Raw genomic sequence first — 14,398 nt, 5'->3', positions numbered from 1 at the left:
TACTGATCACTCGCAGAGTTTCTGATAGGCTTTCTTCACAATACCGGCCATAAGCTTTCTACGCTGCTCAAGGAAATCCGGGTACGACATCTTCTCAAAATCAACAGGCAGTGCATTATCAGCACAGGTCTTTTTGTACCCTTCCTCACCAAGTTTCTGACGATATCTGTCAACATACTCAGCTGGCGGATCATCAGAAATGTCGATGTTTGTGTTGTAATCCAGATATGTGAAGTTCGCTATCTGGTTTCGGTCACGGTCACTTGTATATCCGATTCCGGTCAGGTAATTCTTCGGGAATATATGGTGCTTATCGATTGCTTTCTTATCTCCGCTGGCTCCCGGCAGGAGTTTTGCTGCGAGTGTAGTAGTGCTAAACAGCATAGGAGTTCCTAAAACATTAAGAGCAGCAATGTACCCGAACCATGCAGGTGATGTTGCCGCTGCACTCATGAGGTCGGAAGGAAGTGTAAGGTTGAAATAATCATCGGAAAATCTTGTGGAAATCACTCCGTCCAGATAAGAAACGAACTCATCAGCCGTATGTACATTTCTCAAATCAGCAAACTGTTTTTCAACCTCAGACTCTGTGGAACCGGTATAGAAGTAAGTTATTGTTGACATGAATATCCACTTTTTGATGACCTTCTGAAGCGCAATCGGCTGAACCTTATAATCGTATTTTCCTATTAGATAAAGGACATAGCAGAACACAACTGCGTTTGTAGATGCAACAATGCTACCGTTCACATATCCAGCATCAGCAAACAACCCCATGAATGCATGCCAGTTATTCAGGTTTGTAACCTCATCCAGTGCGTTCTTAAACTTAGTGAGATTTGCGTCCATCTCTTCTTTTGTTACAACACCAGTTTCGAGGTTTTTACCTCTCATGAGCATGTATGCATAACGAAGTCGCGCACGACGGAAGCCTACTGCAACCGCCATACGTATCAGATGGGATGGGTCTGCCTTCAGTATAAAGTTGTAGGATGTGCCATCTTTCGGTATACGCGACTCGGCGCAGAACTTATCAATCTTGTCATGTACATCGTTATCATAAACTGCGAGAAGCGTTTCTATGAAGTTCTTCTCCGTCAGTTTCTGTCCACCTGAGTTAACACGCACAAAGACCTCTGCCACATCCTCCTCAGTCGCCTTTGCATTAATGCGGAGCGTCGGTAATGTATATATGGAAAGATTGAGCAGGTCATTCAGATTTGTTTCGATTGCTTCCTCTTCTTCATCAGTCAGGAGGTCTTTCCCGTTTTTCTCTCTTCCGGCATTACAGTCCTTGATGAATTGTCTCCGAAACTTCGGAACGTCGTGGTTTGCATCTGCTTCAAACACGGCACTGATTCCACTGATCCATTCTGGATTGCGCTCATAGGCTTCTGTCCAAACTGCAAACTCGCGAGTAAGAGGATTGAAGGCAATACGAATCTGCCGCTCAGAATAGTTCTTGTCCTTAACCTTAATCCCGGATATAGCAGCTAAAAGAGCTGTCAAACGCTGCTGTCCATCGATCACAAGATAATCCGGCTGGATGTATGTCTTGTCATTGGTACCGATATGGTTTACGGTTTCATACCCATCAGGCGACTGCCAAAGCATGATGTATCCTATCGGATATCCTTTCAGCATTGAATCCAACAAATCTCGTGCCTTGCTATCCTTCCAAACAAATGGTCTCTGAAGATCCGGAAGGCCAACCTTGCCGTTCTTTACATCACTGAGCAGATCGCCGACCTTGCTCGGAATGTTATCAAATAATTCTTTTCCCATGTGTCTTAGTCCTCCTCGCCCACAAAGATTCCCGGAACATTCTGCCGGATATATTCGACTTCGTTCTCCACGCTGGTTCGACCACACTTTGATAACGAGGCCTTCAGTTTTAACTTCCCGGTGCTGCCGTCCTTCACGACATACTCCGGATTTTCCTTGATAAATCGCGCAGACTCACGAGAGAATCCATTTCTCTGCAAAAGGATCGTCAGCGGATTTGTGGTGCCATATTCCACGTATTCATACCAGTTATTGGCGTCCAGCTCATCATCGCCCTTTATGCGCCGGAACTCATTTGAAAATCGCAGGAAGTAGTTCGATATGCTAAACAAGATGACATTTTCGATCACTTCCAACGTATCAGCAAAAACAATATTGCGATGGATTAATGAGGTATCGTCATACACGCCCTTGGTATATCTGTTGATCCAGAAGTCATCCGGTTTCTCACGATGGTGCTTCAAGGCTGCCCGCATGATGTAGTTCAGGCCGTTTCCTTCCATCCATTCACAGAGGATAACCGCGTACCAGCTCAGAAGACTATCCTTGCCAAGTGTGCTTGATTCATATATTTTCCACTGGAAAACATTGCTCAGTTTCTTCAAAAACTCCAAAACCACGTCGTGTCTGAAATATCCATCCTTCACATCCGGATAACGCAGATCATTATTTTTTATAGCCATAATGAGACGTTTTGTCTGGTCAACAGATGTGTTTATGTCGTCGTCCGGGATTGTCTCTGTATTCTTGAATTTATCGCGGATTTTCTTTTCATCCTCGTCTGTCAGGAATGGCTTGAACTCTCGACGCACAAGCGTATCCTTATCTTCAACAATATCTCTGAGCAGAATAAGGCCAAACTTACGCATCATGATATAGGACTCTTCTGACTGAAGAGGATCGCCATTCTCATTAACACGCTGTGGGATTACAGAGCTACCACTTTTAAGAATGTCAGCTACATACTTCTTCTCAACCTTCTTGAGAACCTTCGGATTCGTAGCGATGGAAAGCACCTGTTCCGGCACCTTCTCCTGCAGCATCCTGACATAGTCATCGGCCTTTACTGTTTCTTCTTCATCGGTAACAAAATATACATTCCCGAAAAGATTGAAACTGATTCTGCCGACACGGCCTATCAGGTTTCTGAAATCGACCGGCTCCATCTCACTGCGGAATATCTTATTGTCTGTAATGAAAAGATTGTCTGCAGGCAAATTAACGCCCTCCAGCAAAGTGCTGGTGCAGAACATAATCGTTATATGCCCTTCCTGAAACAGCGTTTCTATCCTTGCCCGAATCGAAGCAGGAAGATAGCCTATATGGTAAGCGATGCCCTTGCGAATCATATCGGCAAGGAAATAGTCCCCATGAACTTCCTGACGGATGTCCTTAGACAGCGTTTCCAGCAAAGGATCATTCTTAATGCCGTCATACCCAAGTGCGTCAGAAAATCTCCGAGCAGCATCGATTGCCTTATTTCTGCCGTTGAAGTAGACGATTGTCTGCTTTCGCATATCTTCCGGCAGGCCTTTATTCATTTTTTCAAATTTCAGCAGAATATCTGTAAGGTTAGCATTTCTGCCGCCACGGTCGCGTATATTCGCAACGTGAATACGTTTTCCGTTATGCTCGTTATAAACCTGAATTTCGTGATTCTTCAGATCTACAAGGAACTTTACCTGAACGACTGGTGAGTATGTAATTGCCAGTTTGCTATCATCACCAGCCTCTATATCTGTCATCATCCGGAGATAAACCTGCGGATTCGGAATGTTCGGAGAGGCAAAGATAAAGTGTGGCTTAGGCTCTCGTTTCAAAAGCATATCCACAACCTTGTAGTAAAACGGAGCACGGCTGTTCTTGCCGGACAATTTATGTGCCTCATCGATAAACAGGTAGTCTATCTGTACCTTCGGCTGACTGATCAACAGATACAGCAAACGTTCCGGTGTAAGAACGAAGATATAATTGTGCTCCTCCTCCAATGCAATATCACTGGCCGCAGTTACCACACGATAATTGCAGCGGTCGAGGTAATTGATTTTCTCAAGGTTTCCGTTTTCACCAAGGTCATCAATAACTTTGCCACGGACTTCGTTTATGAGTGCCTTTGTCGGCACAATCAGAGCATAGTTTTTCTGTGCGCCGTGGATGACCTCATTCTTGATAAACATCCGCATGATGAAGGACTTTCCCATAGAAGTTGGAGCAGAATAGCTGAAACAATCATCGGTCAAATGATCATAGGCTGTTTTCTGAGCAGCAAAAAACTTCTCATCCGGTTCGGCGGGAATCGTAAGATAGTCATTCCTAAATTCAGAGAAGAACCTCTCCAGCGCAGTAATGTCCTGATATTCGGAATTAATGTGTTCTATACCTTTGTGGTTTCCTATGCTTGAAAAGACATCTCCGGCATAAAGCTTAATCAGCGTGTCCTCCGGGTAAAGCTCATTCAAGAGGATTACAATTTCCTGCGCCCAGATTTTATGAGCATTTGCCTTTTCAGGATCATTGGACTTCGATAGCAGATCAGCGAAACGCAACGCATCACGCTTCTCCTTCTGGTCGAAAGGCAGTGGTTCCTTCTTGGTAAGTTGAAGCAGTCGCAGGGCATAGTTATACAGCACCTTCTCATGAATCTTATTCAAGTATTCGTTATCTTCGATGTCGGCAAATATGGCGGCACCGAGTGTTCTCTTTTCACCGCTCATAGGTCAACATCTCCATCCAATACGTGCTGCATTATCGTTTTCTTTTCAGCCTCCGCATCATTCAGCGGAAGCAGGTAAAAATAGAACGCATGGTTTTCCAGCCCGCAGTCCTTTATTTTCTGCGAGATGTATGCAGCGTGTTGCTGTGCGTCCTGTTCCAGCTTCTCCTGCATAATATCCAGCAATTCATCATCGCTACGGCCTGAAGGAAGAATGCCGAAATTGTATCCCAAGAATACGCCATAAGATATTGCGTACTTGGCCTTCTTTCCTTCCTCTGGTACAACATACTCTTTCAAGACTGCCAGATCATCTTCATCATAAAAACGGTCGAGGACGGTCTTTTCAATCATATAAACCTCGTCATCCTCATGGGCACTGATCTTCTTGATGATCTCAAAAGCCTGATCTATGGCATCCTTAATCTCTCCGACGATATTTGAAGCACCGAATACCATCTGGTTATACGATCCGCTGGTACCATCAGAACACAGGAAATGGATACCATCAGCCTCACTCAAATATTGCGCGGCATCCGTACTTAGCTCGATTTTGCTGAGTAGCTTATATGCTTTTAACTTCTCCTCAAGGAAAGCATAAATCATAATCTCGCCGAGCTCATTTCCAGTGCCCTTGGCATCAGCTGCACCTCGTTTACGCATAATACGAAGAGCCTGCTGCATGACTGCATCAAGATTTCCGGCCTTTTCATACTGTTCCTGCTTTGCCCGCGAAAATACATAGCGGCCAATGTTCAGCATTGTGAATTTCTCAAGATCAGCTATCTTGATTTTGCCGCTTCTGACATTGAGGTAAAAAAGGCGCATTGAACCCGGTCGATCTTCACTGATGCTTTCGCTGTGATCGACCTCTGTAAAGTAATCATCAAAAGTTTTATCCTTTACAGTTTTTGTGAGTTCCAATGCCCATACACCTCCCTGTAATTAGTCGTCATCTTTCTTTTCACCATAGGGTGCCGGATCTTCAGCTACCATCATCAAATCCTGCTGCGGATTAAAATCGTAAGTAACAGACTTCCGCTCCGCACCCGGCATCACGTACTCCTTGCCCTCCGGATTGTAGGTAAGGTTAAACACCAAATCAGAAAGCCATTTCTTGAACGACGGATTGTCTTGAAACTGCTTGAAGAGCTCCATGTTGTCCGCCATGATAGAGAAGATAACCGCCTGCAGAGCACGCTCGCTTTCGGTACGCGCCTCCTGCGCATCAGAGTTCTTCATGGCATTCTGATATTTCTTATCCTTTGACACCATCTCCGGGATGGCCAGAATCTGACGCTGCACATTATCTGCATCGTTCCAGTTTATATTTCCAAACATGTCGTTGAAGTCCATGATGATCTTGGAAAGCAGATCCATTTCCGGCTCAACGATATGGCCTACCTTGCCTGCAGGTACCGGCGCAATTTCTGCATCAGCATCCTCCAGCTTAATAGCAATGGCCTCTTGCGCTTCATTCCTGTAGCTGCTCAGGTCTATCGTCTGAAGGATACCTTCCGAAAGATCATCGTCACGAGGCGACGGAAGTTTCGGTATCAGCAAGTTCAGGAAAATCGACAGCTTCTCCCAGTCAACATTTCCATAAGGAAGAATTGCACCAAGGAAGCCATATGTTCGCACGAACGATTTAGCAGCGCTCTTAAACTTAATCTGATCGTCAAGTTCGAGCTGTTTATATACAGCTGTGCAAGCATCCAGAATCGGATCGAGGCGATCACGCTCCGCTCCACTCAGGAATAGGTCTACCAGCTTTTCAACATCGCTGTCATCGTAGACCTGATACTCCTCCATAATGGTGATCAAATCGTACAGCTTGTTGGGATCGGTTTCCCCGGAAAGAATCGTTGTTCTGTAGAACTTCGAGAACGCCTCCTCAATCACAGAGGTCTTGTTGGCAAAGTCCAAAACATATACTTCATCCTTGCCGGGATATGCTCTGTTCAAGCGGGAAAGTGTCTGTACCGCAGCAATATCATAGAGTGGCTTGTCCACATACATTGTCTGCAGCAGCGGCTCGTCGAAGCCGGTCTGGAACATGTCAGCAACGATAAGTATCCTATACGGATCTTTTTTGAACTCCTTCGGAATCTTGGCATCCGGGAATCCATTCATGGCAGCCGACGTCAATGCCGGTTCCTGACCGTTATATTTATGTTCGCCGGAAAAGGCCACGATTGTCTTATAAGGACTATGCCTGTCTGCGAGGCACTTGTTAATAGCGTAGTAGTATTCGATACATCTCGGAATGCTGGCGGTAACCACCATTGCACGCGCTTTGCCGCCGATCTTCTTCTTAGCGACTACCTGCTCATGGAAATGCTCCACCATCATAGCTGCCTTTTTAGCGATAACGTCCGGATTACCCTCGACAAAGGCACGCAGCTTCTTCTGCGCACGCTTCTTGTCAAACATTGGATCGTCCTCGACAGTTTTCATGATCTTGTACCAGCTGTCGATGGTTGTATAGTTCCGAAGCACATCAAGAATGAAGCCCTCCTGAATGGCCTGCTTCATCGTATAGACATGGAACGGGCGATGCTTAATTTCACCGTCCTCCTCATAAGCAACACCGAACATCTCCTCGGTCTTGTTCTTCGGAGTAGCTGTGAAAGCAAAGTAGCTGGCAGAGGAGACGAGCTTGCGCCCCTCCATCATGGCATTGATCTTATCCTCGTTGTCCGCATCATCATCTGTGGCAAGGCCGGAAAGCGCCAGATTCATATTCGCGGAGTTTCGTCCACTCTGGCCGGAATGCGCCTCGTCGATGATGATGGCGAACTTGTTGTTCTTATGTTCCTGCCCGATCTCAGATATGATGTACGGGAACTTTTCTATTGTAGATATAATGATGCGCTTGCCATCCTGTATGGCCTTGCGCAAATCACCGGAATGTTCTGCCCATGTTACGGTGTTTTTGACCTGCATGAACTGCTTGATCGTATTGCGGATCTGTTTATCCAGAATACGGCGGTCAGTAACCACAAGGACGGAATCAATCATCGGATGTCCGTCTTTTTCAAGTCCTATTAGCTGATGTGCCAACCATGCAATGGAGTTTGATTTACCGCTTCCGGCGCTATGCTGGATCAGATAACGTTTGCCGACACCGTTCTCCTGCACATCGGCCAGTAGCTTCTCCACACAGTCGAGCTGATGGTAACGAGGCCAGATCTGTTTGATGGACTTCTTCTTGGTATCCTCGTCCACCTCTTCGATGACCTGCGCGTAGTTTTCTATAATGCGAGACAGTTTTCTCTTGGTAAGGATGTCCTTCCAAAGGTAGTCTGTCATAAGGCCGTCTGGATTCGGCGGATTTCCTGCGCCATCGTTGTAGCCTTTATTGAACGGCAGGAACCAGCTATCCTTCCCAGCGAGCTTTGTACAGAACTGAATCGTAGCATCATCCACAGCAAAATGAACCATGCAGCGCTTAAAGGAGAACAGCAGATCATGAAAATCCCTATCTTCCTTATACTGGCGCACAGCATTTTCGGTATTCTGCTTTGTCAGCTGGTTCTTCAGTTCCATTGTGATAACCGGGAGGCCATTGATAAACAAGCAGACATCCAGAGCCAGCTTCCCGGCATCCTGTGAATAGCGCAGTTGCCGTGTCGCACTGAAGATGTTCTTCTCATACATGATTCTGGCCTGCTCGTTATTTTCAGTCGGCGTCAGATAGAACATGATGAGATCTGCCGGATAAACCTTCACACCATTGCGCAGTACATCAATGATGCCTCGTTTAGCGATCTCTCCGGACAGGCGGTTCAGAAACTGCCGCTTCTTTGTATCAGAAGTGAACACACCCAGCTTGTCCATTTCCTTTGGCTGCGTATCCTGCAGGAACCGGAACAGGCGCGTCTCGTCGACAGCATATTCTTTGTTATAGTCAGCGTTTGTTCCTTCTTCGTACCCGTTCTGCTCAACCAGCCACTTCACGATTAAGGATTCAAGGCCGCTTTCCTTTGTGTTGGTAAAAGCCATTGTCAATCCTCCTGTTCTTCGGTTTCCTCTACGTCTTCCTCGCTATCCGAATCGGAATCAGCATCCTCATCCACGAACTCATAATCCGGTATTTCTATATCACGAACATCTATCTTACCGGTGACAACATCGGCGATTAGTTTTGCTTTGTATTCTTCAAGTGTTTCTACCTCAGCAGTGAGTTTTTCAATGGCAACATCATACCGAGGTAATGTTTGTTTGATGTATTCGACGATGGCTACCTGTTCGTCTGCAGGAGGAACGATGAAAGGGATTTCCTTCATCTTATCCATTTGCAGATCCCACTGCCCGACTCGAATACCATCTGATGCCTGCGCGAAGAAATTTACATAGACCTTGCTCCTGATGGCATAATGAAAATACTCCAAGTTGTCAAATGAAACATCAAAGATGAAATAGGCCGGGCTTACAATGCCTGTGTAATCTGAAATTCCATAAGAGCCTTGCCATGCCTTCATTTTATTCATAGCAAACTGACCTTTTTTCACCATCTTGTAGCCACTGAGGTCTTCCGGAATATAGTTATGATTCGCCTCTTTGTCTGTAACGTCACGAACAATGACACCCTGTTCACGCACAACGGACAGCAACGGCAATTCAGGATGGTTCTTTATACTCACCGGATGAAGAAGCTGCCTAAGTTTAATTGTTTCCCAGTGTTCAGGAATGTCTCCCAACCACTTAACACCACTGAATTTCATTGGTGTTCCCGGATTAAGTCCACGGGTAACCGCACTACTAACCATCGAGCGTTTCATTGCATCGACAGCTTTTATTTCTTTCCGCTTTGTATTGATTAGGCGATTAATCATCGAAACTTTCCAATCAAGGAAGCGGACAATTTGGTCTTGTTCAGAACGAGACGGGATTGGCAAAAGAATGTTTTTCATCTCGCTAAACCGCGTTGTCCAAAGATCCGATACTATTCCTCGACCGTACCTATAATATTCTTCGGAAAAAGGCTGGCTTCTCATTAAGTAATGAACATATTTCGCATTCCACTGGCTTCTTGGTGTCAGAACAATATTTATAAGCGAAACTGATCCGTCTAATTCAGACACGCCACATGAACCTTTTCGGTCAGAGCGACTGTTAATTACAAAATCTCCTGCACGTACCAGCTTTCGATTATCTCCGGCGTCTGTCTTAACCGCTGTTTCGAGCTGTGGAACAACACCTATTTTTGCTACCGATAAAGGTTGAAAATCTTTGTCTGATACTTTTGTTTTTCTTTCCGAAAATAGAGAACCTATTTTTTTGCAGTCCCAATGTGAAGGCAATTCTGTCAGCCAAGCAGTTGGAACGGAAGTGTAATCAGCATATTCTTGCATCACATTTGCCCTCCCATTATCTCTGCCAGAACGCCATCAGCGTCTTTCTCAAGAGCAGATAAGCTCTCCAAAATATCACTCATTTCACGCAGTTCTACCGGCTTATAAAAATACTTAGTAAAGCTAATCTCATATCCCTCGATGGTTTTCTTTTCGTCTACGAAGGCATCTGGTGCATATGTCAACACTTCATTCTTCATGAATGCATCGATTCCACCTTCATATGTGAATGGCACGTTTTCCGTATCGCGCAGATCGGCATCTGCTTCACCTTCAATAGGTTGAGCTGTCGGATCTTTCTCTGTGATAAGCGGGCGGATCTTATTTAGTTGTCCCTTCTTCAGTTTTGTTGCAGCGGCAAAGGCTGTCCAGTCATCAAGCGGAGTGCCTGCCGGAACAGATGCAATTGCCTTTTTGACCGTCGCGAGTTCATCAGCCTTTTTAAATGTATCAGCCGGAATCTCTCTTTCAGGATATACGCGCAATCGAAGCGGTCTCTCAACTGTGATTGTCCAATAAGCAAACTCATCATTGTCAAAGATCATACTGACATCATTCTCTTCCATTTCAAGGAAAAGGCGAACGATCTCTTTACGGATTTCAGGTGTAAACTCGCAGTTCTTTTTACCCATGTTCTTGCGAAGCGGTGATTTCATTGCCGTGGCGTCAATCAGCTGGATCTTACCCTTGCGACGCTCTTCCTTCTTGTTTGAAAGAATCCAAATGAATGTACCTATGCCCGTGTTGTAGAACATATTCTCAGGCACAGCGATTATGGCCTCTACCAGATCGTTTTCAATCAGATAGCGACGTGCATTGCTCTCACCACTTCCAGCATCGCCTGTAAAAATTGACGAGCCATTATGTACCTCCGCAATACGGCTGCCGAGCTCAGTGTCTTTTTTCATCTTTGCAACATTATTAAGAAGGAACAGAAGCTGCCCGTCACTGGTGCGCGGGATCATCGTCATAGTGTCGCCGTTTTCAAGATAAGTGTTAAAACGTGTATCGAGGATTTCCTTCTTGCCGCCCATCTTCTCGGCATCGGTCTTCCAGCTCTTTCCGTAAGGCGGATTTGATAGCATGAAATCAAACTGGCGGGATGCATGCTGATCATCAGAAAGCGTGGAACCGTACATAATGTGCTCGGCCTCCTCGCCGTCACCTTTCAGCAACATATCCGCAGTACAGATCGCATAAGTTTCCGGATTGATTTCCTGTCCGAAAAGATGGATGGCGACTTCCTTGCCGCGCCTCTTGGCCAGCGTCAGAAGTCTGTCCTGAGCGACGGTGAGCATACCTCCCGTACCGCAGGCTCCGTCATAGCAGGAATAGGAAGCATCTTTAATCTTGTCGGCAATCGGCATGAACACAAGGTCTGCCATGAGTTCGACAACATCACGAGGTGTCCAGTGTTCTCCGGCTTCCTCGTTGTTCTCTTCATTAAACTTACGAATCAGTTCCTCAAAGATGGTACCCATACCATGATTATCGAGGCCGGGATGTTTGAGGATCGTCTTCGCTTCATCTTTATAAATCGGATTCGGGCTCAGGTTGATATCAGACGATGTGAACTTCTCAATGACCGCACCAAGAATATCCGCATCCACCATCGTGTCGATCTGATTGCGGAACTTAAATTTATCCAGAATCACCTGAACATTTGGAGAGAAGCCGTCAAGATAAGCTTTAAAGTCTGCCTTCAAAGTCTGTGCTTTGGAGCGGCTGGTCAAGTCCTTCAGAAGGAAGGGAGACGCATTGCAGAAAGCCTGTCCCGCCGCATTGCACAGCGCAGGCCACTGGTTATCGATTTTTGCAGCGTCCAGCTGTTTCTTCATTGCCAACACTGCCGGTTTCGTTTCTTCCAGCATGGCATCCAGACGACGGATTACCGTCATCGGGAGAATGACGTCACGATACTTACCGCGCACATACACGTCGCGCAGGCAGTCGTCTGCGATTCCCCATATAAAACTCACTATCTGATTGTGAACCTGATTGTCCATTACAATTTTCCTCCGTTTGTCCATGGCATAGTTTGCCACTCTATATTTTCATTCTATAAAATCTGATGTCCCATAAACCGGACTTACTCGGCATCCTGTTCTTCTTTTTCAGGTGCGTTATCATCGGATGCTCCGCCGGAGCGAATCCAATCATCGACTTCGGATAGTTTGAATTTCCAGAGTCTGCCGACTTTATACGCAGGCATATTCCGTTTTGAAATCCACTGCAAAATAGTCTCTCGTCCAACACCGAGATATGCCTGTACATCTTTTAATGTTACCCATTTTTCAACTTGCAGCTGATCGCTCACTTTATTACCTCCATCTTTAAGAGTTCTTCCTTTTGAACTTTACATCTATATCTATATCGAACATTCGACTACCGGGATAACAGTCATTGTCATCGCTATCTACCATGATCCAATGGCAAGTCGTGTGCCCTTCAAATGGCCTGAGCTCAATGACTGCGGAGATTTCCACACCGGTTTTCGGTGGCGTCTCCGGTATTTCAATGTAGTTGCTTTCTACCCGTGGCCTTATCTCATCATGATTGGAAAGATACAGCTTTCGGCCATGCCATGTTTGCGTGCCCAGATTAGAGAATTTCCACGTTATCGTCAGCTTCTCATACATGAAACCGGAATAGCTTCTCTTGTGATCCGGCTTGATGTACACCGTGTCGTCCGGGTACAGAGACGATATGTGGTGAAAGGAGCTGGGCTCCTGTTCCGGTTCCTCCAAAAGCTGCTGATAGGTCATTGCCACAATATCCGCAGCATCTTCCTTGTCGCTATCTATAAAGGCTTTGAACTGAACCGCAAGTGCTCTTCGGAGTGCTTGCGGATTTTTTTCTGCCGTGGGAGGTATTCCAAAAGCAAGCATTACATCACCGTACTTATTCTTGTCGATGATCTTTTCAAAATATGCGCACAGGCTATCCTCATTAAAAGTCTTAAAAGAAGCCTTCAGGTCTGGAGACATCTTTCTCGACCCGTCATAGAGCTTGCGTTCCAAGGGTACATCGTCTGACTTTAATCTATCGCCTTGCTTGTGCGAGAAATAATTACTCCCTGCTTCAATAAAGCAGAAGGAGACAAAGATCCCGTTGTTCTTCCGGCTCGGAAAATACATCTGTGATGCCGTGCTCGGAAATATCCGGCTGAAGTATTCACTTAATTCCAATCGAATACCTCCCCTCAAATCTTGTCCTATGTTTTGTCCTATGTGTCTCACGTTACCGGTCAGGCCGTCTCATTTTGCCGTGCGAAACTAATAATAGGCAGGGCAAAGAAAGCGGAAAGCCAACAATGCGAGACCTTAACTATTTAATTATACACAGAAACACGGTCTCTGTCAATAGTAATTGGTTATAAACTCACACAAACCGACAAAGAACCACTTCATTGTTCCTCCTCACCAATTCCCTTGGATACATCCCCTGATCAAGGATGAGTTCAGTTTTCAAGGGTGGTGCAAATAACGCAGCTGACTTCTGAACGGAAGGCTGAGCAGGAAGGAGATGAAAAACGTGACTAAAGACGAACGCGAGAATTGGATTATCAATATCGAGAACACCGCATCTACGATCAGCTCCCAATTGGGATCAGCTGTAGTTGACGGAGTATTCCAGCGATACGGCGCTCACAGCGTCGAAGACCTGAATCCGTGTGATCTGCCGGACGTATTCAGCGATTTATACGCCATCGAAGCGGATCTCAGATAACGGTCAATGCCCTGAGTAAGGCATAAAAAGGCTCACCGCTATGAACGCTCACCCGGCATGCAGAGTGGCTCGAACGGTCATAGCGGTCACAAGTAAATAAACACCAACCTACGAGCGTGGTTGGCAACTGAAACGGATTTATTTCCCGTTCCGGTCGGCCTTCCACGCTCTTTTTTCATGAGACCTCCGGTTCGGGAACCACACGAAAATCGGAGGTTTTATCATGCAAAACAATGAAAATCAGAAGACTTACTTTATCTACGTTCGCAGCACCGGCGAGAAGGTGCCGGTCACCAAGGAACAGCACGACTCCTTCTATAAGGAAGCTGACCGTATTCGCCACAAAGAGCAGGATCACGGCAGGTGTATGTGTCCTTACCGCTTTATCTGGAAATGCGACGGTGACTGCATCGGCTGCGAATACCACGCGGCAGGTGACATTACTTCTCTGGATCAGCCACTCCCTGATGGCAACGGCACCCTCGGCGACTATATTCCTGACCGCAGTAAGCCGATGGAAGAAGTCATCGCCGACCGCATGCTGCTGGAGCAGCTCTTTACCAGACTGCGTGAGCTTGATCCAGAGGCCGATACCATCATCCAGCTTTGGAAGGATCACCCGGAGGGCATCTCCGACCGTGCTATTGCAAGAGAACTCGGTCGCCCGCAGAAGACCTTCGCGAATCAGATGAAGAAGTATCGCACCGACCTGCGCAGGATTACCGGCGATAAGTAATACCAAGACCACGAACCACACCCTTTCCGGCCATTGTCCCACCTTGGGATGATGGTCGGAATTTTTTTATAAAATCCT

At 46.1% G+C, this 14,398-nt stretch carries 10 protein-coding genes; 2 read left to right on the top strand and 8 right to left on the bottom strand.

What is annotated here, in order from left to right; translation table 11 throughout:
- Positions 1–6 precede the first annotated feature (6 nt).
- From ACTNCK_RS02955 to ACTNCK_RS02920, 8 genes are all read right to left on the bottom strand, one after another.
- Positions 7–1,785 carry a GmrSD restriction endonuclease domain-containing protein gene (locus tag ACTNCK_RS02955; RefSeq protein WP_441080871.1) on the bottom strand — a complete coding sequence of 593 codons (1,779 nt, stop codon included), beginning with the start codon at positions 1,783–1,785 and terminating at the stop codon, positions 7–9.
- Between the two features lie 5 nt (positions 1,786–1,790).
- Positions 1,791–4,499, bottom strand: a complete 2,709-nt coding sequence (locus ACTNCK_RS02950) for a DEAD/DEAH box helicase (protein ID WP_441080870.1) — start codon at positions 4,497–4,499, stop codon at positions 1,791–1,793.
- On the bottom strand, positions 4,496–5,422 hold the full coding sequence (locus ACTNCK_RS02945; RefSeq protein WP_441080869.1) for a HamA C-terminal domain-containing protein: 927 nt from the start codon (positions 5,420–5,422) through the stop codon (positions 4,496–4,498). The genes ACTNCK_RS02950 and ACTNCK_RS02945 overlap by 4 nt, the downstream gene beginning before the upstream one ends.
- A 21-nt stretch (positions 5,423–5,443) precedes the next feature.
- Positions 5,444–8,503 carry a type I restriction endonuclease subunit R gene (locus ACTNCK_RS02940; protein WP_441080868.1) on the bottom strand — a complete coding sequence of 1,020 codons (3,060 nt, stop codon included), beginning with the start codon at positions 8,501–8,503 and terminating at the stop codon, positions 5,444–5,446.
- 2 nt (positions 8,504–8,505) lie between these two features.
- Positions 8,506–9,855, bottom strand: a complete 1,350-nt coding sequence (locus tag ACTNCK_RS02935) for a restriction endonuclease subunit S (RefSeq protein ID WP_441080867.1) — start codon at positions 9,853–9,855, stop codon at positions 8,506–8,508.
- Entirely contained in the window at positions 9,855–11,861 is a 2,007-nt protein-coding gene (locus tag ACTNCK_RS02930) for a type I restriction-modification system subunit M (protein WP_441080866.1), read from the bottom strand. The genes ACTNCK_RS02935 and ACTNCK_RS02930 overlap by 1 nt, the downstream gene beginning before the upstream one ends.
- Before the next feature lie 83 nt (positions 11,862–11,944).
- Positions 11,945–12,172, bottom strand: coding sequence for a helix-turn-helix domain-containing protein (locus ACTNCK_RS02925; protein WP_195539150.1), 228 nt, complete (start codon positions 12,170–12,172; stop codon positions 11,945–11,947).
- A 16-nt stretch (positions 12,173–12,188) separates the two neighbouring features.
- Positions 12,189–13,043, bottom strand: a complete 855-nt coding sequence (locus tag ACTNCK_RS02920; RefSeq protein ID WP_441080865.1) for a hypothetical protein — start codon at positions 13,041–13,043, stop codon at positions 12,189–12,191.
- A gap of 346 nt (positions 13,044–13,389) precedes the next feature.
- On the opposite strand from ACTNCK_RS02920, the gene ACTNCK_RS02915 reads away from it, so the two are divergent.
- On the top strand, positions 13,390–13,584 hold the full coding sequence (locus tag ACTNCK_RS02915) for a hypothetical protein (RefSeq protein ID WP_441080864.1): 195 nt from the start codon (positions 13,390–13,392) through the stop codon (positions 13,582–13,584).
- Between the two features lie 223 nt (positions 13,585–13,807).
- Positions 13,808–14,320 (top strand): sigma-70 family RNA polymerase sigma factor, encoded by a 513-nt coding sequence (locus ACTNCK_RS02910; protein ID WP_441080863.1) that lies wholly within the window; start codon positions 13,808–13,810, stop codon positions 14,318–14,320.
- Positions 14,321–14,398: the final 78 nt, after the last annotated feature.

It is taken from the genome of Candidatus Weimeria sp. HCP3S3_B5 (assembly GCF_052064335.1).
Lineage (GTDB): Bacteria > Bacillota > Clostridia > Lachnospirales > Lachnospiraceae > Weimeria.
Note: the sequence above shows the minus strand (reverse complement) of the source record. Positions and strands in the feature narration are given on the sequence as shown.